Annotated in this window: 18 protein-coding genes; 9 read left to right on the forward strand and 9 right to left on the reverse strand. The window is 54.1% G+C overall.

Annotation, left to right across the window (positions count from 1 at the left end):
• Positions 1-56: 56 nt before the first annotated feature.
• From dctP to TALK_RS10520, 6 genes are all read left to right on the forward strand, one after another.
• Positions 57-1064: a TRAP transporter substrate-binding protein DctP gene (gene dctP / locus TALK_RS10495; protein ID WP_085618579.1), complete on the forward strand. Its 1008-nt coding sequence runs from the start codon at positions 57-59 to the stop codon at positions 1062-1064.
• Positions 1065-1136: 72 nt separating this feature from the next.
• Positions 1137-1826 carry a TRAP transporter small permease gene (locus TALK_RS10500; protein ID WP_211274802.1) on the forward strand — a complete coding sequence of 230 codons (690 nt, stop codon included), beginning with the start codon at positions 1137-1139 and terminating at the stop codon, positions 1824-1826.
• A 12-nt stretch (positions 1827-1838) separates the two neighbouring features.
• Positions 1839-3155 carry a TRAP transporter large permease gene (locus tag TALK_RS10505; RefSeq protein ID WP_085618581.1) on the forward strand — a complete coding sequence of 439 codons (1317 nt, stop codon included), beginning with the start codon at positions 1839-1841 and terminating at the stop codon, positions 3153-3155.
• A 1-nt stretch (position 3156) separates the two neighbouring features.
• Positions 3157-4473 (forward strand): malonyl-CoA decarboxylase, encoded by a 1317-nt coding sequence (locus TALK_RS10510; protein WP_085618583.1) that lies wholly within the window; start codon positions 3157-3159, stop codon positions 4471-4473.
• Between the two features lie 9 nt (positions 4474-4482).
• Positions 4483-6012, forward strand: a complete 1530-nt coding sequence (locus tag TALK_RS10515) for a malonate--CoA ligase (protein ID WP_085618585.1) — start codon at positions 4483-4485, stop codon at positions 6010-6012.
• Positions 6013-6192: 180 nt separating this feature from the next.
• The gene (locus TALK_RS10520) at positions 6193-6975 is read left to right on the forward strand and encodes a glucose 1-dehydrogenase (RefSeq protein WP_085618587.1); all 783 of its coding nucleotides are present in this window, start codon (positions 6193-6195) and stop codon (positions 6973-6975) included.
• A 96-nt stretch (positions 6976-7071) separates the two neighbouring features.
• On the opposite strand, the gene dxs is transcribed toward TALK_RS10520, so the two are convergent.
• The 5 genes from dxs to TALK_RS10545 all read right to left on the reverse strand — a co-directional run bounded on the left by dxs (position 7072) and on the right by TALK_RS10545 (position 12336).
• On the reverse strand, positions 7072-8991 hold the full coding sequence (dxs, locus tag TALK_RS10525) for a 1-deoxy-D-xylulose-5-phosphate synthase (protein WP_085618589.1): 1920 nt from the start codon (positions 8989-8991) through the stop codon (positions 7072-7074).
• A gap of 114 nt (positions 8992-9105) precedes the next feature.
• Entirely contained in the window at positions 9106-10074 is a 969-nt protein-coding gene (locus tag TALK_RS10530; RefSeq protein ID WP_085618591.1) for an alpha/beta hydrolase family protein, read from the reverse strand.
• A gap of 17 nt (positions 10075-10091) precedes the next feature.
• The gene (locus TALK_RS10535; protein WP_085618593.1) at positions 10092-10988 is read right to left on the reverse strand and encodes a polyprenyl synthetase family protein; all 897 of its coding nucleotides are present in this window, start codon (positions 10986-10988) and stop codon (positions 10092-10094) included.
• Positions 10989-11002: 14 nt separating this feature from the next.
• Positions 11003-11266, reverse strand: coding sequence for an exodeoxyribonuclease VII small subunit (locus TALK_RS10540; RefSeq protein ID WP_085618595.1), 264 nt, complete (start codon positions 11264-11266; stop codon positions 11003-11005).
• A 140-nt stretch (positions 11267-11406) separates the two neighbouring features.
• Positions 11407-12336 (reverse strand): histone deacetylase family protein, encoded by a 930-nt coding sequence (locus TALK_RS10545; RefSeq protein ID WP_085618597.1) that lies wholly within the window; start codon positions 12334-12336, stop codon positions 11407-11409.
• A gap of 584 nt (positions 12337-12920) precedes the next feature.
• On the opposite strand from TALK_RS10545, the gene TALK_RS10550 reads away from it, so the two are divergent.
• Positions 12921-13238 (forward strand): ArsR/SmtB family transcription factor, encoded by a 318-nt coding sequence (locus tag TALK_RS10550; RefSeq protein WP_085618599.1) that lies wholly within the window; start codon positions 12921-12923, stop codon positions 13236-13238.
• A 121-nt stretch (positions 13239-13359) separates the two neighbouring features.
• Here TALK_RS10550 and TALK_RS10555 read toward each other — a convergent pair whose 3' ends face one another.
• Both TALK_RS10555 and TALK_RS10560 read right to left on the reverse strand, forming a co-directional pair.
• Positions 13360-14160, reverse strand: a complete 801-nt coding sequence (locus TALK_RS10555; RefSeq protein ID WP_245829840.1) for an EipB family protein — start codon at positions 14158-14160, stop codon at positions 13360-13362.
• Positions 14161-14264: 104 nt separating this feature from the next.
• Entirely contained in the window at positions 14265-15245 is a 981-nt protein-coding gene (locus TALK_RS10560; RefSeq protein WP_085618602.1) for an SPOR domain-containing protein, read from the reverse strand.
• A 216-nt stretch (positions 15246-15461) separates the two neighbouring features.
• On the opposite strand from TALK_RS10560, the gene TALK_RS10565 reads away from it, so the two are divergent.
• A complete protein-coding gene (locus tag TALK_RS10565) occupies positions 15462-16523 on the forward strand; it encodes a linear amide C-N hydrolase (RefSeq protein WP_085618604.1) in 1062 nt (353 codons plus the stop codon).
• 98 nt (positions 16524-16621) lie between these two features.
• Here the strand turns inward: TALK_RS10565 and aspS are convergent, their stop codons facing one another.
• A complete protein-coding gene (aspS, locus tag TALK_RS10570; protein WP_085618606.1) occupies positions 16622-18409 on the reverse strand; it encodes an aspartate--tRNA ligase in 1788 nt (595 codons plus the stop codon).
• A 248-nt stretch (positions 18410-18657) separates the two neighbouring features.
• A complete protein-coding gene (locus TALK_RS10575) occupies positions 18658-19194 on the reverse strand; it encodes a SixA phosphatase family protein (RefSeq protein WP_085618608.1) in 537 nt (178 codons plus the stop codon).
• A 201-nt stretch (positions 19195-19395) separates the two neighbouring features.
• Here TALK_RS10575 and TALK_RS10580 point away from each other — a divergent pair, with 201 nt between their 5' ends.
• On the forward strand, positions 19396-21543 hold the full coding sequence (locus tag TALK_RS10580) for an RNA degradosome polyphosphate kinase (RefSeq protein ID WP_085618610.1): 2148 nt from the start codon (positions 19396-19398) through the stop codon (positions 21541-21543).
• Position 21544: the final 1 nt, after the last annotated feature.

A 21544-nucleotide genomic window follows, 5' to 3' on the forward strand; every position in this document is an offset into this window, starting at 1 on the left:
GCGCAAAACGCGCCACGAACGCATCCTTAAACGCATGCTTCATCCGGGAGGAAACGATGAAGATTTTTAAACGCACTCTGACGGCCTCTGTTGCCGCCATCACGATGTCTGTTGCCGCTTTTGGCATGGCTGCAAACGCCAATGCAGAAACGCTTAAACTGTCACACCAATGGTCGACTGGCGATATCCGCCACAAAGTCGCACAGATCCTTGCTGACGAAGTCAAAGCCGCCAATGTCGATCTGGAAATTCAGATCTTCCCGTCCGGTTCGCTGTTCAAAGCCAAAGAACAATGGACCCCGATGACCCGTGGGCAGCTTGACATGATTGTCTATCCGCTGGCCTATGCTGGTGGTCGTATTCCGGCTGCGAACCTGACCCTGATGCCGGCACTGGTCAAAAACCATGACCACGCCAACCGCATCAACAAATCCCCGTTCATGGACAAGATCGAAGAACTCCTGAACGCGGATGGTGTTGTCACAGTTGCCAAAGGCTGGCTGGCCGGTGGTTTTGCCTCGGCCAAGGGTTGCATCCGCAAGCCTGACGATGTCAAAGGCCTGCAAATTCGTGCCGCAGGGAAATCCTTTGAACAAATGCTCGAAGGTGCCGGTGCATCCATCGCAGCAATGCCAAGCTCGGAAATCTATCCGGCCATGCAGACCGGCGTTCTGGATGCGACAAACACCAGTTCGGCCAGCTTTGTTTCATATCGCATCTACGAACAGGTCAAATGCTATACCCCGGCGGGCGCAAATGCTCTCTGGTTCATGTATCAGCCGGTTCTGATGTCGAAAAAATCCTATGACAAGCTGAACGATGCCCAGAAAGCAGCCCTTGCTGCTGCTGCTGAAAAAGCCGAAGCCTATTACACGACCGAAGGCCGCAAGCAGGATTCAGACAGCGTCGATGTCTTCAAAAATGCCGGTGTTGAAATCGTCGATCTGACCGACGAAGACTTCAAAGCATGGCAGGACCTCGCGAAAAAGACGTCCTATGCCAAGTTCGTTGAAGAAACGCCGAATGGTCAGGAAATTCTTGATATGGCGCTTGCCGTCGAATGATCGGTTGCGGTGCCGGGGGTTCCCCCGGCACCGCCCAATTGACCCTTCGATCCCGTCACAGGAGCATTTTGCGTGTCCAACGCCATACCTCATTCTTCATTGCCAATTGATTTGCCCGATGAAATTCGGCAGTCCGCCAAGGCGTTGAAATCAGCCGCAGCGAATTTTCCGCCGCCCCCTGATGTTGAACCGATTGCCGACAATGGCACTGCCAAAACCAAACAGCCCGTCCCGCCAAAGGGCGCTGTCAGCTCCTTCATCGCAACCGTCCATTTCCTGTCAAAAATTTGCGGTGTGGTGGCAGCCTCGATGTTTGCCATCGCGATGTTCATCATCTGCCAACTGGTCTTCATGCGCTATGTGCTGAATGCATCGACCACTTGGCAAACCGAAGCCGTCATCTATCTTATGATTGGCGCGACTCTGGTCGGCCTGCCCTATGTCCAGATGATCCGCGGCCATGTGAATGTTGATCTTTTGCCGCTTTACCTGCGACGCGGCCCGCGCAAAGTGCTGGCAATCATTACCTTGCTATGTGGCATCGGCATCAGTGCCCTGTTTGGCTATTACGGCCTTGAACTGGTGATCGAAGCCTTCGAAGGCGGCTGGTTGTCTGAAACGATTTGGGCTGTTCCTTTGTGGAAACCCTTTTCCTCTTTGCCTATCGGGTTCGGATTGTTGTTCTTGCAGTTCTGTGCCGATTTGCTGGGGCTGTTAACACAGCGCACCACCCCGTTCGATATTTCCGAAGACACCTTTTAAGGAGGCCGCCCGATGGATCCCCTGTTGCTTGCGGCCATTGTCGGTATCGCGACCACCCTTGTTCTATTTTCCGGCATTCCGGTCGGTATCGGCCTGTTGCTGGTCAGTGTTGGCTTTATCCTGATTTTCGATGGCACCGGATCGCTTCCGTTGTTGCCCGAAATCCTGTTTGGCAAACTTGAAAGTTTCGAAGTCCTCGCCATCCCGATGTTTATCCTGATGGGCGCGGTTGTTGCCTCGTCGCGTGCTGGCGGTGATCTGTATTCCGTTCTGGATCGCTGGCTCACCCGCATTCCGGGCGGCTTGGTCATTTCCAACCTTGGCGCATGCGCCATCTTTTCCGCCCTGTCGGGATCGTCACCCGCAACCTGTGCCGCCATTGGCAAAATGGGCATCCCGGCCATGCGTGAACGCGGCTTCCCCGATACCGTGGCTGCCGGTTCAATCGCCGCTGGCGGGACACTTGGCATCCTGATCCCGCCAAGCATCACCATGATTGTCTATGGCATTTCGACCGAAACCTCGATTGGCCGCCTGTTTTTGGCCGGTCTGCTGCCGGGCTTGATGGTAACCGCCCTGTTTATGGCCTGGTCGCTTTATTCAACCTGGCGCCAGGGCCATGCCAGTGCGGCTCTTTCATCTGTGAATTACAGCTGGAAGGAAAAGTTTGAAATCCTGCCGCGCGTCCTGCCATTCCTGGTCATTATTGCTGCCGTTCTGTTTGCCCTTTACGGCGGGGTTGCAACCCCTTCGGAAACGGCCGGTGTTGGCGCGCTGTTCTGCCTGATCACGGCGATGATTGTCTATCGCATGTGGAAACCGGGGCAGCTTTGGAATGTCTTCCGCGACACGACCAAAGAATCGGTGATGATCTTGTTGATCATCGGGGCTGCCGGATTGTTCAGCTATATGCTGTCATCGCTGTTTATCACCCAGTCGATTGCCCAGTGGATTTCAGCCCTTGAAGTCAATCGCTGGGTTCTGATGGGCTTCATCAATGTGTTCTTGCTGATCAGCGGCTTCTTCTTGCCGCCGGTTGCCGTCATCCTGATGAGCGCCCCGATCCTGTTGCCGGTGATCATCAATGCAGGCTTTGATCCGTACTGGTTCGCCGTCATCCTGACCATCAATATGGAAATCGGCCTGATCACGCCGCCGGTTGGATTGAACCTTTATGTGATTAACGGAATTGCACCTGATATCCGTCTGCAAACGATCCTCAAAGGGGCAATGCCTTATGTCCTGTGCATGATCGTTGCCATCGTGATCCTGTGCTTCATCCCGCAAATCGCCACCTGGCTTCCAGATGCGGTTATAGGAGGACGATAAAATGTCGGGAATTTCCGTCAGAAACTGGATTTCAAGCATTGCCGATCGTGGCCGGGAACTTCTTGAACTGCCACTGTCGACACCTCAGGATCCTTTCGCCCAACTAAAAGCCATGTGCAAGGACCTTGTCTCGCAAAAAGGCGAAGCCCGCGGCACGGCGGCGGCCCGCGAAGTGGTGCGGTTGTGGGAAACCCTGCCGGAAAAGGATCATCTGCGCTTTTTTGAAATGATGCAGAACGATTTCAGCGCCAATCACGCCACGGTCAAAAAAGCCGCCGACGCCTTTGTCGCGGATCCTAGCGAGGATAATCTGGCGGTTCTGACCAAGGCGTCCGAACCGGCCCGTCAGGAACTTTTACGCCGGATCAATATGGCACCGGGGGGCACGCGCGCGATTGTTGATATGCGTGAAACCCTGATCGGCCTGCTTAAGGAAAACCGCCACCTTGAACCGCTGAATGCAGACATGCAGCACCTTCTGACCAGTTGGTTTAACCGTGGCTTCCTTGAACTGCGTCATATTGATTGGGATACCTCGGCGGCCATCCTTGAAAAACTGATCCGCTACGAAGCGGTTCATGAAATTCAAGGCTGGGATGATCTCCGCCGCCGTCTGGCAAAAGATCGCAAATGCTTTGCCTTTTTCCATCCGGCAATCCCCGATGATCCGCTGATTTTCGTCGAGGTCGCGCTGGTTCACGGTCTGTCTGATAGTGTTCAGGCCCTTTTGGCGCCGGCAATCGATGAAACCGCCCCGCAAAAGGCCAATACTGCGATCTTCTATTCGATCAGCAATTGCCAATCGGGGCTTAAGGGCATTTCGTTTGGTAACTTCCTGATCAAACAGGTGGTCGAGGAACTCAAACGCGAATTTCCGAAACTCAAACAATTCGCCACTCTGTCGCCCATTCCGGGCTTTATGGGATGGCTGCGCACCCGTCAGAAAAGCAAGGCCGAGGACGCCAAAACCGCCGCCAAGGTCCTTGCCGCCATGGATGACGACAGCTGGATCAATGATGCGGAAAAAGTCGCCGAACTTAAAAAACCGGCGATGATGCTATGTGCGCGATATCTTGCGACGTGTAAACGCGGCAAATCGCCGCTTGATCCCACCGCGCGTTTCCATCTTGGCAATGGTGCACAGCTTGAACGCCTGAACTGGCTGGGCGATGTGTCGTCCAAAGGGCTGCGTCAGGCGGGCGGGATGATGGTCAATTACGCCTATCACCTTGATGATATTGAACGAAACCACGAAGCGCTGATGAATGACGGCCAGATTGCCGTTTCAAAATCGGTCATGCAGCTTGCGGGAAACTAGGACAACACCATGTCGGATAATCTTTTCAACGAATTCACCACACGTTTCCCCGCCGACCGGTCGCGGACCTTCCTGATCGAACGTGACGGAACCGAACGCAGCTTTGCCTGGTTGCTGGATCGCACCGCACGCTATGCCAGCGTTCTGGCCGATCACGGCGTGATCAAGGGCGACCGCGTTGCCGCCCAGGTCGATAAATCGTCTGATGTGATTGCACTATATCTGGCCTGTTTGCAGCTTGGCGCCATTCACCTGCCGCTCAACACCGGCTATACCGGCGATGAAATTTCCTATTTCCTTGGCGATGCCGCGCCGCGGGTCTTTGTCTGCCGCCCGGCTCATATCTCGGCGGCCAAAACACTTGGCGATCAAAACAATGTCGGCGCGGTTCTGTCACTTGGCAGCAACGGCGATGGCAGCCTGAACGACCTTGCCGCCACAGCCACCCCGCATGGCAATGTTACCGATGTATCCAAGGATGACATCGCCGCCATTCTTTATACATCGGGCACCACGGGCCGGTCCAAGGGCGCGATGCTGACCCATGGCAATCTGGGGTCGAACGCACTGACCCTTCACAAGGCATGGGGTTTTAAACCCGGCGATACATTGCTGCATGCCCTGCCATTGTTCCACACCCACGGTCTGTTTGTTGCGATCAACATCATGCTGGTCAATGGCGGCAAGGTCATCCTGCTGCCAAAATTCGATGCCGATGATGTGGTCGAACGCCTGCCGAACGCAACGGTTATGATGGGGGTTCCGACCTTCTATACCCGCCTGCTGGCGCATCCGAAATTTGACAAGGATCTGGTCGCAAACATGCGCCTGTTCGTGTCAGGTTCGGCACCGCTTCTGGCTGAGACCCATGATCAGTTCTTTGAACGCACCGGCCATAAAATCCTTGAACGCTATGGCATGACCGAAACCTGCATGAACACGTCCAACCCGCTTGATGGTGAACGCCGTCCGGGTGCGGTTGGCCCGACCCTTCCGGGGACCGAGGCGCGCGTTTGTGACAAGGATGGCAATATCCTTCCGGCGGGCGAAATTGGTGTGCTTGAAGTTCGCGGCCCGAACGTGTTCAAGGGCTATTGGCAGATGCCCGAAAAAACCGCATCTGAATTTCGCAAGGATGGCTTCTTTATCACCGGCGATCTTGCGACCATTGGCGACGACGGCTATGTCACAATTGTCGGGCGCGACAAAGACCTGATCATTTCCGGCGGTTTCAACGTCTATCCCAAAGAAGTCGAAGAAATCATCGGCGACTATGACGAAGTCGAAGAAGTCGCCATCTTTGGCCTGCCCCATCCTGACTTTGGCGAAGCCGTTGCCGGTGTGATTGTTGCGGCCAAGGGCAAAACCCCTGATGCCGAGGCCATCATTAAACGCACCCAGGACAAACTGGCGAAATTCAAGGTGCCGAAACGCATCTGGATGATTGACGAATTGCCCCGCAACACCATGGGCAAAGTCCAAAAGGCCCAGCTTCGCAAAGACTACGCCGATACGTTTGCCACCGCGTCCGACAAATAGGCAAACGGCCAAATCTTTTCTGTTTCTCCTGTATCTCCCTGCTGTCTTGCAGACAGCCCAACTCTTTCACCGGCCGGGTAACTGGCCGGTGATTTTTTTGATCTGTTTGTTGCGCACAGGCGGGAACAAGACCATGTTCTGGGACACTTCCCATCCAAACCGAACACAAGCAGGACAAAAATGGAAAACCATCCCGATCACAAGGTCGCCTTTATCACCGGTTCTGCTCAGGGGCTGGGATTGGCCATCGCCCAGAACCTTTTGGGACGAGGCTGGAAAGTCACCCTGTTTGATCTGGACGCCGAGGCTGGCGACGAAGCCATCACCGCCCTGCCCCGCGATCAACAGGACCGCACCCTGTTTTTCCATGGCGATATCGCCAAAGAAGCCGATGTCACCGTCGCTATTCAGCAAACCGTGGATCGCTTTGGCCGGATCGACGGGCTGGTCAACAATGCCGGTATTGCCGATCCGCATTGCGGCCCGGTCGAACATCTCGACTGGGAAAACTGGCAGCGAGTAATCAATGTCAATCTCGGCGGGGCGTTTCTGGCAACCAAGCACGCGACCCAGCATTTGCGTAAAACCCACGGCGCGATTGTCAATATCACCTCCACCCGCGCATTTCAGTCCGAGGCCAATACCGAAGCCTATGCCGCGTCAAAGGGTGGCATGGTTGCTTTGACCCATGCGCTGGCCGTCAGCTTATCGGGGGATGTACGAGTTAATGCCATTGCCCCAGGCTGGATCGAAGTTGGCGATTGGCAAAAATCAGCCAATCACGAAGACCCGCAACACCGCGATATTGATCGCGAACAACACCCTGCGGGCCGTATCGGCACCCCCGAAGACATCGCTAAAATGACCGCCTTCCTGCTCGATGATGAACAATCGGGCTTCATGACCGGCGAAACCATCCGCATTGATGGCGGCATGACCCATAAAATGATTTACGCCCAATAGGTCCTATGCGCCTATAAGAAGAAGCTCCAAAACGTAAAACGTCGCCCGATCGAGGCGACGTTTTACGTTTAATTTCACCGATCTAAAACCTCGGACTCAGGCCCGTGCCTTGGCCTCGGAAATTCCCAGTGCGCCCAGCGCGGTTTTTACAATGCTTTGCGCATCCAATCCGGCCTTGGCGTATTGAATATCGGGTTTGTCATGATCAATCAGGGTGTCGGGCAATGTCATCGTCCGGACCTTAAGCCCGTGATCAAGCAATCCATTCCCGGCCATATGTTGCAGCACCAAAGCGCCAAAGCCACCAATTGATCCTTCTTCGATCGTCATCAGGACTTCATGGTTGCGCGCCAGATCGGCAATCAACTGATGATCCAATGGCTTGGCAAAGCGCGCATCGGCCACCGTCGCCGGAAGGCCGCGTGCTGCAAGGTCTTCGGCCGCCAAAAGCGATTCTGCAAGCCGCGTACCGTATGAAAGTATGGCAATCTTGCCACCTTCGCGCAGGATGCGGCCCTTGCCGATTTCAAGAACCTGTCCCTCGGTCGGCATTTCAACGCCAACGCCCTCGCCGCGCGGATAACGAAACGCGCTGGGACGATCATCAATCGCCCATGCGGTCGTTGTCATATGCACCAGTTCGGCTTCATCGGCCGCGGCCATCAAAACGAAATTCGGCAAGCAGCCAAGATAGGCAATGTCATAAGCCCCGGCATGGGTCGCACCGTCTGCGCCAACCAAACCGGCCCGGTCCATGGCGAAACGCACCGGCAGTTTTTGAATGGCAACATCATGCACCACCTGATCATAGGCGCGCTGCAAGAAGGTCGAATAAAGCGTGCAAAACGGCTTGTATCCTTCGCACGCCATCCCGGCGGCAAAGGTCACAGCATGCTGTTCGGCAATGCCCACATCAAACGCCCGATCCGGAAACGCTTCGGCAAAGATATTGACCCCGGTGCCCGATGGCATCGCCGCCGTGATCGCGGTGATTTTATCGTCCTTATGCGCCAGCTTGGTCAGCGTTTCACCGTAAACCTTGGTGTAGGACGGTGCATTCGGGGTCGGCTTGGCTTGTTTGCCGGTCACGACGTCGAATTTGGCGACACCGTGATATTTATCGGCGGCATGTTCGGCCGGGCCATAGCCCTTGCCCTTTTGCGTCACGACATGCACCAAGATCGGCCCATCGACATCCGCATCGCGCACATTTTTCAAAACCGGCAACAGATGGTCCATATTGTGACCATCAATCGGCCCGACATAGAAGAAACCCATTTCTTCAAACAGGGTCCCGCCGGTCATCATCCCACGGGTATATTCTTCAAGCTTGCGGGCGGCTTCTTCAATCTGGCGCGGCAAATGTTTGGTCAGGCCCTTGGCCGCATTGCGCAGGCCCTGATACCCCTTGCCCGAAATCAAACGCGACAGATACCCCGACATCGATCCCACCGGCGGGGCAATCGACATGTCGTTGTCATTCAAAATCACAATCATGCGCTGATCGGCGGCGGCGGCATTGTTCATCGCCTCATAGGCCATGCCCGCACTCATCGAGCCATCGCCAATCACGGCAATGACGTTTTTGCGTTTGTCATCGGATAACTGATTGGCAACCGCCATGCCCAACCCGGCCGAGATTGATGTCGAACTATGCCCCGCACCAAACGGGTCATATTCGGACTCGGATCGTTTGGTAAAGCCCGACAATCCACCACCCTGGCGGATCGTGCGGATGCGGTCGCGCCGCCCGGTCAAAATCTTGTGCGGATAACACTGATGCCCAACATCCCAGATCAGCCGATCATCGGGCGTATCAAACAGGTAATGAATGGCAACTGTCAGTTCGACAACGCCAAGCCCGGCCCCCAAATGCCCGCCGGTGACAGACACGGCATCAATCACCTCGGCGCGCAATTCGTCTGCGACCTGCTTCATCTGAGCAGGTTGCAATGCACGCAAATCAGCCGGGATTTTAATCGTGTCCAGAAGCGGGGTCTTGGAGCTCGTGTTCATACCGATCTCGATTTTCAGTTTTTATGTGGCGTTTTTTATATAGTCATCAAACCAACAGGGTGACGTTTCCAGCCCCCTATTGCAAGCAGCGTAAAATAAACAGCTTCGCCACAATTAGCGACCCTGAATTTCACCTGTTTTCATGTCGTTTAAGAACTTCAGGATCACCTGTTCGACGGTCCGATGAATTTCATGTCGTTCCCGCCCAAAATCCCGGCATAAATAACCAAAGTTTTCCGCAATATAGGGCGTGCACGTTGGCAAGAATGAATAATGCCCGGCCCCTTTGACTTTTATAAACTTTGCCCGCCCGCGCAAAAGATTGCGAAAATGTGCGGCATTTGCCGCCTCGGGAAGGATTTCATCGGTATCGGCCTCGATAAACAGCATCGGCACCGACACGCCATCAAATCCATCCGCCGTTGCCGCCACGCCAAAGGCCGGGGCCACGGCAATCACCGCTGAAACCCGATCATCGCGCGCACTCACCACCGGGCCACCATATCTGGCATGCAATTGCCCAACGATGTCATCACCGGGCACATGCTGGCAAATCACCCGATCCAGATCGGCATTGATGTCGCAATAGCTTTGCCAAGCCGACGCATCAAAGTGCCAGCCCGCCATTTTCAAGACCGTCGCCCCGCCCGCCGAATGGCCCAGCGCATAAATCCGGTCGCGATCAATATGCGCGGCAACATCGCCATGGCTTAACAGCAAATCCAGCGCCAGCGTCATTTCCTGCGGGCGGCGTTCGATGATGGTTAATTGCCGCGCATCGGATGGATCAAGGTAATTGTCGCCAACATGCTGGGGGGCGGCCACGATATAGCCCCGCCGCGCCAGATATTCCGCCAGCCAGAACTGATTGAACCGATGGCCTTCCGATCCGTGCGAAAACATCACCAACGGATATGGCCCGTCCCCGGCAAAATCCCCGCCCCGTGCGGCCTTTGATGTTACGCCCATATGGCGCACCGGGCCTTCCTGCGCATGCGACGGATACCAGATCGCCAGCGGAAACGGGTCTTTGTCAAACAGCCGGTCGCGAAAACCGGCTGTATATCGGGCTTGTTCGCTCATGACAGGATGGATGTTTCCTAACGGCCGCGTGCGACCACAAAACGCGCAACCTCGCGAAGCGGTTCGGCCTCTGCGTCAAAGCATTTCAGATGGTTGATCGCCTGATCGCACAACATGGTCGCCTGCTCGCGCGCTTGTTCAAGGCCAAGCAGCTTCACAAAGGTCGATTTATCCTGATCGAAATCCTTGCCTGCTGTCTTGCCCAATTCCTCGCTGCTGCCTTCCACGTCAAGAAGGTCATCCTTGATCTGGAATGCCAGCCCCATATCGTGGGCATAGGACCGCAACGCCATCCGCATGCTTTTCGGTGCCTTGCCCAAAATGGCCCCGGCTTCACAGGCAAAGGCAAACATCCGACCGGTTTTCAACAGATGCAAATGGGTCACCTGTGCCTGATCAAGGTCTTGACCTTCCCCGGCAAGGTCGATCATCTGCCCGCCGACCATGCCATAAGGCCCGGCCGCACGTGCCAGTGCGCGGACAAGATCGGTGCAAACCCGTGGATCGGGATGGGTGCCTTCATCGGCCAGCACTTCAAACGCCTGGGTCAAAAGCGCATCACCGGCCAAAATGGCGGTCGCCTCGTCAAACTGCTTATGGCAGCTTGGTTTGCCGCGCCGCAGATCATCGTCATCCATCGCCGGAAGATCGTCATGGATCAACGAATAACTGTGCACCATTTCAACCGCAGCTGCGACTCGTAACGCGCATTGGCGCGATACGCGAAACAACCCGGCCGAACTCAGCACCAAAAAGGGACGCAGGCGTTTGCCATCCCCCAGGGTCGAATAACGCATCGCCTGAAACAGGCGTTGCTCAATCTGGCCATCGGCGCGCGGCAATATGCCGTCAAGCGTCTCGCCAAGATCAGCAGAAGCAGTACTTAGCTCAGCAAGAAGATCGTAACTCACCATATTCTCCGCGGGAATTATTCGATTTCGGTGGGGGTGGCGTTCGGACGACCATCCGCATTAAGCGTGATTTTCTCGATACGCTCCTCGGCGGTACGCAATTTATCGGCACAATGGCGTTTCAGCGCCGCACCACGTTCATAGGATGCAATGGCATCATCAAGCCCCACCTGCCCCTGTTCCAACTGACGAACAAGTGCTTCAAGCTCTCCCAATGCCTCTTCAAAGCTGAGTTTGGCGATATCTTCGGGAAGGACGGTGGATGGGGTTGCCTCAGACATGTGTGCTCCATTGATTTGATTGGCGCGGAGTTTACGCTGACCATCTCAACAGGGCAACCGAACAGAACGGAAATTTGCATTTGCGAAATGCGATCCCGCCCCAGCCCACGGCCCCTGTCCCGGCATCGGGTCCAAACAACCTATGCCGTCATCAAAGTCCGAACATGGGTCACCACCGAACTTGCCAGCGACGGCAGGTCATAACCACCTTCAAGAACCGAAACGACCCGATTGTCGCATACATCGGCTGCAACTCTCAAAAGCTGCTCGGTCATCCAGCCAAAATCACTTTCAACAAAGCAAAGCCCGGCCAGCGGATCGTTGCGATGTGCATCAAACCCGGCAGAAATGATCAAAAGTTCCGGTTTGAAATTGGCAATACCGGGCAAAACAGTCTGTTCAAACGCCTGTTTCATTTCCGCGGTTTCCGCCCCGGCCGGAAGTCCGACATTCAGGATATTATTGGCACATCCCCGTTCATCGGGCGCCCCGGTTCCAGGATAAAGCGGCCATTGATGCGTCGAACAATAAAACAAATCCGGATCGTTAAAAAACAAATCCTGTGTGCCATTGCCGTGATGAACGTCAAAATCCATCACCGCAACCCGTTTGATGCCGTATTTATCGCGGGCATGGCGGGCACCGATCGCCGCATTGTTAAACAGGCAAAATCCCATCGCCCGATCATATTCCGCATGATGTCCGGGCGGACGCACACCGACAAAGGCATTGCGTTCGTGGCCATCCATCACCGCATCAACACCAACGCAAACCCCACCGGCGGCGCGCAATGCGGCCTCGCCCGATCCGGATGAAACATAGGTATCGCCCTCAAGCTCCTTGAGGCCTGATTTGGGAATGGCGGCCATCACACGATCAACATAGGCCGGATCATGCACCGCTTTGATCAGGGAAAGTTCGGCTTTGGCGGCCTCTTCGCGGTGCAAAAACATGAATTCCTCTGCCTCAAGCACCCTCTGGATCACTCGAAGACGGTCGGGCTGTTCCGGGTGCCCCGGCCCCGTGTCATGATTGATACAACTATGATGCGTGACAAATAACGTCGCCATGTTTTGCAGACACCTTCCCAAACAGACACAAGTTAAACACGGTTGATCTTTGCCGGTTGCCTTCCCATATGGGGGGCGCAACCAAAGTTATTATTATTCTATCGTGCCAGCCGAAGTTATCCGGCGCTTTGTCCTAGATCATCACAAATCAGGCAAAACCTGCAAGTTTTCCAGCAACAAATTGTCCTTCTGTACGAAACCGAACCGTTTTCAAGAAACAGGACGCCATTGGCGATTAAAATAACCGGGCCAAAATACAATGAATGATCAAGCTCCGCCCCTGTTTGAATGACCAAACTCAAACGATTGGGCACACTGTCTATTGTATACTGAGTATTACAGAACGAAATATCGCCATAATCTCTGCTCACAAGACAAAGACTGACTTGACACACCGTCATTATACTTGAGAATAGGAACTCTCCCATCCTCGAGATTGCATTGATGGGGTCGAGGCGATAAAAACCTCGTTGGTTGTAAAATGATCGGGGATACCCCATCGGAAATTATCACCCCCTAATACGGTAATTACCGATACCCCAGTTGGGACAATAGCCGAATACGGCTTGGCTAAAGGGAGCCAAATGGAACTAGACCATCTCGAAAAAAAGGCCGAGCAAGCAAGCGCGCTGCTTAAGGCCATGAGCAATCAGAGCAGACTGTTGATTCTTTGCCAACTTAACGAAGGCGAAAAATCGGTCGGTGAACTTGAACGGATCGTCGGACTGAGCCAGTCCGCCCTATCGCAGCATCTTGCACGGCTGCGCCGGGACAAACTGGTAAAGACCCGCCGCGAGGCACAGACGATCTATTATTCGCTGCAAGGCGAAGACGCACTCACCGTCATCAAGACCCTTTATGATCTGTATTGCTGCGACGAAGGCAATGCCGTCGCCGCCTAGATTTAAGGGAATTTCCCCCATAAAAAAGCCTGTCGGATGTGTCCGACAGGCTTTTTTGATATCAAATCACATATAATTCAACGATACGCCGCCCTGCTCACTCAGCAGACCAGCCCATTAATCACCCGCATTCCGGTGCCGGAATCCGGGTCACTTTCTGAAGCACCCCGCGTACAGAAAAACTTCCGTAATTCATCCGCAATTCATGGGCCACACCATTATCGCCGAAATCGACTGCAATCTCGGTCGACGGGCCGTTTTCGGCCGCGCCCAGCGGATAATACGCCAGATTAAGGCTGTGGAACGGGCTTTTGGCGATTCCATCGGTGTCATTGGCGGTATTGATCGATTTTTTAGCCGCTGAAATCACCGCCGCGACCCGGTTGGTCGGGGTATCGCCACTGCCATCAAATACCAGGTCATTGGCAAATTTATCACCGTCCATCGCCCGTTTTAGCAACGTAACCGTATGCTGGGTCGGAAACATGGTATCAGCGGGCAATTCTTCGGTAACCTCGACCGGCACTTCATAGGTCACCAGAACCTTGTCCGCCTTGCGCACCGCGTCACCGACAACTTCATCAACCTGAACACCGTCAAGATAGTCCCGCATGCGGAACCGGTATTGCGATCCGTCAAAACTTTCCCACTGGGTCATCGAATAGGCGGAATTGATCGCGCCCCCTTCGGCCCCTTGCAAAACCATCAGGTGCTGCATCTCGGTGATCCAGCCATCGCAGACCTTTTCAAAGCGATAACCAAGCGCGCCGCGCACCCCGACAACAGAACTGCCAACTTCCGACGACGTCATCGAAAATCGATATTCCGCCAGATGAGGCACCAGTTCTTCTGTTGTTTCCGCAACCTTGTGCGTATATGCCGGATTTAATCCGGCCGGGTCGGATGATGCCAATGGCCTCACCTGCCCCGCCTGTGCTGTGCAGCCCGATAGGACAACACAAAATATCAGCGCCCCATAAATGGAACGCTGACGATTTTCCGAACGAACTCGATGATCTCGCAAATTTACTCTCCGGCAGTGTCGATCCCGACAATCCATGGATCCTTGACACCCTTTTTGGCAGCAAGATGGCGCAGATCCCTTGCATGCTCCTGCGACAGCGGACCAACAGCAACACGAAGATACGCTGTGCCCTTGACGGTCGCCCTGATCAGACGCGGTTGATATTCACTATAAATGTTTAAGGCCTTTTGCGCACGCACCTGATCGGCAAAGCTTGCCAGTACTACATAGTCACCGGGCAACGGCACTGCAACAAGGCTATCCTGTGCAAGATCAGCCGGTGCAACCACACTGATCTCACCACTATCACTGCGGATTGCATCATCGGTCAGGGCTGCGGTGCGGGTTTGCGTCACCAGTACCGTCGGCTCAACATGATCAACATACCCGACAATCGCGGCATCAGCTTCGGCCTGCGGGTCTGCCGGGCCCAAATCGCGGCGGGATATTTTGTCATATTCCGGGGCAAATTGTTCCTGGGCACTGGCAACTTCAAGCGGCTTTTCGTCAATCCCCGGGGTGGGCATCGAATTGCCCGCCGGGTTGGTTATCGACGGGGATATCTGATCTGATACCGGATCTGATACCGGTTTGGCCATTGGCGGCAAATCGGTTCTGACAATAACCGACGATGTCCGGGCATCATTGGGCGGCTTCGACCACTTTTCCGCCGGGGCATTTACGGCATAAATCGCAGGCTGTGCTTCGCGGATGGTTTGTTTGACCGATGGTGCGCCCGGCTCGGCCAGCGCAACTGCATCTTCTATGATTTCTTCGTTTTCACGACAAACATCTTCTTCAAACAGCGGACGATGCAAGGCGCAATCCTGATCAGCAGCGATTGAAACCGCATGATCGGTGGTGCTTTTGCCCGTTGTGACATAGCTGATCAAATCCCCGGCAAGCTTGGCCACGGTCAATTCAACCGGACCACCACATGCGCCCAGCGCCAAGGGTGCAACCACCACAAGTATCTTTTTCAAAAGCCAGTCCCCCGCAGGATCAAATTCAGTACAAACTGATTCTACCGACTGACCTGTTAATAGAGAGTAACCACCTCCTTTCTCTTTGACACAATTACGCCCGACAAAAACGAGCAATGAGACATATTCCTACCCTTAAAGATTGTATCAATTTGCAGAACATTATCGGAAAATCATCGTCGGAATATCTTTCATCAAACCAGCACGGGTGCCGATATGTGTACGAACTTTCAGGTTAATGTTCCAAAGCAGGGCTATATCAACGGGCGGTCAATGGAATTTGGGATCGAACTAGAATCCAAGTTCTTTTTCCGCAAAGCAGGTCACACCTACGACCAAAAAATATGGGGTCCGAAGTACGGTCTTTCATGGCAGGGAAAATATGGATTTGTTGCCATGAACGTCCTCAATTTGCCGATTGTCACCGACGGCATGAATACACAAGGATTATCCACTGGAAATCTCTGGCTTCCAGGTACCGAATACCAAACAATCACCGATCCTCAAAAAGGGCTGAGCATTGATAATTTTTCGGCCTGGATACTCAGTAATTTTGCAGATTGCGACGAGGTAAAGTCCGCCCTTAACGCCAAACAGGTGCAGGTTGGCACTTCAAAATTCCTGCAACACCTCTTGCCGCTTCATTTCCCGATACATGATGCCAAAGGCAACTGCATCGTCATTGAGTTCATTAAGGGTGAAATGAAAATCCACGACAATCCGGTTGGCGTCCTCACCAATCAGCCGGAATTCCCCGATCAGCTGACAAACCTCCGAAACTACGTTGATCTTTCACCATGGAATAATCAAAGCACCACCTTCAACGGCTTTGAAGTAACCCAAACGGGCAATGGCACCGGTCTTTTGCATCTGCCGGGCGATCCAACACCCCCAAGCCGTTTTGTAAGAGCAACCGCACTCACAAGTTTCGCCGATCCGGTCGACACGCTTGACCAAGGCATTAACCTTGCCTTCCACGTTCTTAACGCTGTTGACATTCCCCGTGGACTGATTCGCAACAATGGCGAACACGGCACGGAAAAAGACTATACACAATGGGTTGTCGTCAAAGATATGACACGCCGCATCTACTCGGCACGCTTCTATACCTCTTTGCAGGTCCAATCTATTGATCTTGCAGCACTTGAAAAGAGCAAGGAACTCGACGCTCTTGATGGAAAACAGGTTGCTTTTCCTCTTTCGCCAATTCCAAACCTGAATCCGGAATTATCCAAACTGGCAACCCCCACGCTCCACCTTGCCGACGTCGCGTCATAAGACCGAACGCGACCAACGGCTCCGCACCTAACAAAAACGGCCCGGAAATCTCCGGGCCGTTTTGTGTTCTGTATCCTGCGTTCTGCTTTATACAGAAATCAGTCTTTTTTCGCTTTCGGCGGAAGCTGCACCCGCAGATGCAGTTCTTTAAGCTGTTTGTCATCAACACCGGACGGCGCGTTCATCATCAAATCCTGTGCCTGCTGGTTCAGCGGGAAGGCAATGACTTCGCGAATGTTCGGCTCGTCGGCCAGCAACATGACAATACGGTCAACACCCGGGGCCGAACCACCGTGCGGCGGGGCGCCGAATTTAAACGCGTTCAACATACCACCAAAGCGGTCTTCGACCACTTCCTTGCCATAACCGGCAATTTCGAACGCCTTATACATGATGTCCGGGCGGTGGTTACGAATGGCACCCGACGACAATTCAATACCGTTACACACGATATCATACTGCCAAGCCTTGATATCCAGCGGGTTCATGCCTTCAAGCGCTTCAAGTCCGCCCTGCGGCATCGAGAACGGGTTGTGGCTGAATTCGATCTTGCCGTCGTCGTCTTCCTCAAACATCGGGAAATCAACGATCCAGCAGAATTTGAACATGCCATCTTCGCGAATGCCAAGCTCGTCACAAACCTTGTCACGGACTTTTCCGGCGAATTTCGCCGCCGGAAGTTCCTTGTCACAGACAAAGAACACCGCATCGCCATCGGCAACACCGGTGATTTCCTTGATCTGTGCAATGCGATCTGCATCAAGGTTCTTGGCAATCGGGCCTTTGGTTTCGCCGCCTTCGGCAAAGACGATGTAACCAAGTCCTGCCGCACCTTCATCACGTGACCATGAATTAAGCTTGTCAAAGAAGCTGCGCGGACGGCTGGCCGCACCGGTTGCCGGAATGGCGCGAACCACCGAACCTTTTTCGATGTTGGCAGCAAAGATGCCAAAGCTCGAACCACGGAACGGCTCGGTCACATCGGAAATGATCAACGGGTTGCGAAGGTCGGGCTTGTCCGAACCGTATTTCGCCATCGATTCATCAAACGGAATGCGCGGGAACGGGAACGGCGTAACATCACGACCACCGCCGAACTCGACAAAGATGTCATGCAGAACCGGCTCAATCGCGGCAAAGACGTCATCCTGATCGGCAAAAGCCATCTCGAAATCAAGCTGATAGAACTCGCCCGGCGACCGATCCGCACGTGCATCTTCATCGCGAAAGCACGGTGCGATCTGGAAATATTTATCAAATCCCGACACCATCAGCAGCTGTTTAAACTGCTGCGGTGCTTGCGGCAGGGCATAAAACTTGCCCGGATGCATACGTGACGGCACCAGGAAGTCACGTGCGCCTTCCGGCGAACTTGCGGTCAGGATCGGCGTCTGGATTTCAAGGAAACCCTGCGCGGTCATTTTCTGACGCATCGCCGAAATCACCTGTGACCGCAGAACGATGTTCGCATGAACACTTTCGCGACGCAGATCAAGATAACGGTGGCGCAGGCGGATTTCCTCGCCATATTCGGCATCGCCAAAGACCGGCATCGGCAAAACGTCGGCCGAAGACTGAACTTCGATATTGGATGCATAAACCTCGATCTCGCCGGTCGGCAAGTTCGGGTTCACGGTTTCGGCTGTCCGTTTGACGACCTTGCCGTCCACGGTGATCACACTTTCGGCACGTGATTTTTCAAGCACGGCAAAAAGCGGGCTCGAAATGTCAATCACGATCTGGGTGATGCCGTAATGGTCGCGCAGATCGACAAATAGAAGGTTGCCGTGATCGCGCTTGCGGTGGATCCAGCCAGACAGGCGCACTTGCGCTTCGGCGTCAGAGGCGCGCAACGCATTACAATTGTGTGAACGATAAGGATGCATGGGCTTTCCAGGTTGCTTTCTATGCGTGGTATTTTGGGCCACAAAATTTGGCGCAAAGGGGCATGGCTGCACCGCGCTGTCAAACAAAAAAGCACCCCATTCGCGCCGCCACCTTTAAATCGTGGCGTTCAAATGTGATGGCCTGCCTGTCTGCTTTCGCACGGCGCTTGAAATTCTGCGGTATAAAACGCTGCCAGCGCCTCGGCGTCAAGTGCCCGTCGTTTATGACAGCCTTGCAAGACCGTATATCAGTTTACAGCGGCACTTGCGGCTTGCAAATCCTTAACCTTTACGAACCGGACAAGACGCCCGGTATCCGGGGCAACATCGGCCCAGTGATCGATATCAAATTCAAAATGGCACAGACCACAGGTCGGAAATTTGCGGTTCATTTCCAAAAGCGCCTCACCATCCCCGTCGCCGAACAATTCCGCGGCAAAATCCTCGAACCCCGGATTATGGCCAATCATCATCACGGATTCCGCTTCGTCATGGGTCTGATGAAGGCATTCCAGCAATGTCTTCTCATTGGCCATATAAAGATCTTCGCTATAGATCACATCGGCCTGATTGGCGAAATCGCGCCCCAAAAGGCCAAGCGTCTGAACCGTGCGCGCCGCCGTCGAACACCAGATCAGATTGGGCACCAACCCCTTATCACGCAGGAACCGCCCCATGGCGGGGGCAGCATTTTCACCGCGCCGGTTTAATTCTCGGTCATGATCGGCGCGGGCCGGATCGGCCCAACTCGATTTGGCATGCCTAAGCAAAAGCAGTGTTTTCATCAATACGTATCCGACCGTCGACCCAAATTTGGAAAGGCAGACTTTTGCACGCCATGATGGCCTCTGTGAAGCCATCATGAAAACTGACTTAAAAGTTTAAGAAAATTGCACCCCCGCAAGCAGTTATCCTATACTCCAACCGTAACCGGGAACTGTCGCTTTATTTCAAGGACACAAACCCACTTTCGCAGGAGGCATAGCGTGACACACGCCGCGGCAATTCAGTCAAGCGCGATCACCATTGAGTCGGAAAAGCGCTTTATCAACCGCGAACTTTCGTGGCTGGCCTTTAATGGCCGGGTCCTTGAAGAGGCGCAAAACAAACGTCATCCCTTGCTGGAACGCGTGCGTTTCCTGTCGATATCGGCCAGCAACCTTGACGAATTCTATATGGTCCGCGTCGCGGGTCTGGTTGGGCAATTGCGCGCGGGCATGACCAAGGTCAGTCAGGATGGCATGAGCCCATCCGAACAGTTACGCTCCATTACCTATGATGCGAATCAGCTTTTGCAGGATCAGCAACGCATCTGGCAGCAACTCAGCCACGAAATGGAAAACCACGGCATTTCCGTGATCGGTCCCGACGATTTGACCCAGACCGACCGCAAATGGCTTGATGGCTATTTCACGCGCGAAATCTTCCCGACTCTGACCCCGCTTGCCATTGATCCGTCGCATCCCTTCCCGTTCATTCCGAACTTGGGCTTTGCGATTGTCATGCAATTGTTCGATCCGGCCGACGGGCACAATATGCGCGGCCTGATCCCGGTTCCGCCAAAGATTGGCCGTTTCCTGCGCCTGCCGGGCCGAACGGAACGCTATCTGCCGCTCGAACAGGCGATTGTCCTGTATCTGAACAAGCTGTTCCCGGGCTTTGATATGATCGAACACGGCCTGTTCCGTGTGATCCGTGACTCGGATGTTGAGATCGAAGAAGAAGCCGAAGATCTGGTGCGCGTTTTCAAAACCGCGCTGAAACGTCGCCGCCGTGGCAGCATCATCCGCCTTAAAGTTAATGCAAAAATGCCAGAAGACCTTCTGGACTTTGTGCTTGATGAAATGGCCGTTGCCCCCGAAGAAGTCGTCAAGGTTGACGGCCTTTTAGGTGTGGTTGATGTCAAACAGCTAATCGATTCTGATCAGCATCACGATTTGCTGTTCCCCCCTTATGCCGCGCGCTATCCCGAACGGGTCCGCGATTTTGGCGGTGATTGCTTTGCCGCGATTGGCAAAAAGGATCTGGTGGTTCATCACCCGTTCGAAGATTTCGACGTGGTTGTGCAGTTCCTGTTACAAGCCGCCCGCGATCCAGATGTCGTAACCATCAAACAAACCCTGTATCGCACATCGGAAAACAGCCCGATCGTCAAGGCGTTGATTGCCGCCGCCGAGGCGGGAAAATCCGTCACCGCCATGGTCGAACTCAAAGCCCGCTTTGACGAAGAAGCCAACCTGCGCTGGGCGGCTGATCTTGAACGGGCTGGCTGTCAGGTGGTCTATGGCTTCCTTGACTGGAAAACCCATGCCAAGGTGTCGCTTGTCGTGCGCCGCGAAACCCACGGGCTTCGCACCTATGTCCACTTCGGGACCGGCAACTATCATCCGATCACCGCGAAATTCTATACCGATATCTCGTTCTTCTCGTGCGATCCGGCACTGGGGCGTGATGCGGCGGCCATCTTTAATTTCATGACCGGCTATGCCACACCGCGATCTCTTGAAAAAATCGCAATTGCCCCGCATACAATGCGCCCGACCCTTTTGGCCCATATCGATACCGAGGTTGAAAACTGCAAGGCCGGGAAACCGTCGGGCATCTGGGCAAAAATGAACAGTCTGGTCGATCCGGTGGTGATTGATGCATTGTACCGCGCCAGCGAGGCCGGGGTTAACATCGAACTGGTCATTCGCGGCATTTGCTGTTTGCGGCCGGGCGTTCCGGGCTTGTCCGAAAATATTCGCGTTAAATCAATTGTGGGTCGTTTTCTTGAACATTCACGTATCGTTGTCTTTGCAAACGGCGCAAAACTGCCATCACGCAAGGCCAAGGTATTTATTTCATCGGCCGACTGGATGCCACGCAACCTTAACCGGCGTGTCGAAACGCTGGTGCCGATCGAAAACCCGACTTGCCAGCGCCAGATTGTTGACCAGATCATGATTGCAAATCTAAAAGATACGGCGCAGGCTTGGTACCTACAGCCAGACGGGTCTTATGAACGCTGCGAAGCGGATGAAAATGCGTTCTCGTCGCATCAATATTTCATGACCAACCCATCCCTTTCGGGCCGTGGCAGTGCTTTGGACGAGGAAGATCCCAACGTCCCCGTACTGCAACTTGATGATTAAC

Origin of the sequence: Thalassospira alkalitolerans (assembly GCF_002115745.1) — a bacterium.
GTDB classification, from domain to species: domain Bacteria; phylum Pseudomonadota; class Alphaproteobacteria; order Rhodospirillales; family Thalassospiraceae; genus Thalassospira; species Thalassospira alkalitolerans.

Excerpts from the sequence above, each read along its gene's own strand:
- dctP (WP_085618579.1), top strand. The coding sequence starts at position 57 with ATGAAGATTTTTAAACGCACTCTGACGGCCTCTGTTGCCGCCATCACG.
- TALK_RS10505 (WP_085618581.1), top strand. The coding sequence starts at position 1,839 with ATGGATCCCCTGTTGCTTGCGGCCATTGTCGGTATCGCGACCACCCTT.
- TALK_RS10510 (WP_085618583.1), top strand. The coding sequence starts at position 3,157 with ATGTCGGGAATTTCCGTCAGAAACTGGATTTCAAGCATTGCCGATCGT.
- TALK_RS10515 (WP_085618585.1), top strand. The coding sequence starts at position 4,483 with ATGTCGGATAATCTTTTCAACGAATTCACCACACGTTTCCCCGCCGAC.
- TALK_RS10520 (WP_085618587.1), top strand. The coding sequence starts at position 6,193 with ATGGAAAACCATCCCGATCACAAGGTCGCCTTTATCACCGGTTCTGCT.
- dxs (WP_085618589.1), bottom strand. The coding sequence starts at position 8,991 with ATGAACACGAGCTCCAAGACCCCGCTTCTGGACACGATTAAAATCCCG.
- TALK_RS10530 (WP_085618591.1), bottom strand. The coding sequence starts at position 10,074 with ATGAGCGAACAAGCCCGATATACAGCCGGTTTTCGCGACCGGCTGTTT.
- TALK_RS10535 (WP_085618593.1), bottom strand. The coding sequence starts at position 10,988 with ATGGTGAGTTACGATCTTCTTGCTGAGCTAAGTACTGCTTCTGCTGAT.
- TALK_RS10540 (WP_085618595.1), bottom strand. The coding sequence starts at position 11,266 with ATGTCTGAGGCAACCCCATCCACCGTCCTTCCCGAAGATATCGCCAAA.
- TALK_RS10545 (WP_085618597.1), bottom strand. The coding sequence starts at position 12,336 with ATGGCGACGTTATTTGTCACGCATCATAGTTGTATCAATCATGACACG.
- TALK_RS10550 (WP_085618599.1), top strand. The coding sequence starts at position 12,921 with ATGGAACTAGACCATCTCGAAAAAAAGGCCGAGCAAGCAAGCGCGCTG.
- TALK_RS10565 (WP_085618604.1), top strand. The coding sequence starts at position 15,462 with ATGTGTACGAACTTTCAGGTTAATGTTCCAAAGCAGGGCTATATCAAC.
- aspS (WP_085618606.1), bottom strand. The coding sequence starts at position 18,409 with ATGCATCCTTATCGTTCACACAATTGTAATGCGTTGCGCGCCTCTGAC.
- TALK_RS10575 (WP_085618608.1), bottom strand. The coding sequence starts at position 19,194 with ATGAAAACACTGCTTTTGCTTAGGCATGCCAAATCGAGTTGGGCCGAT.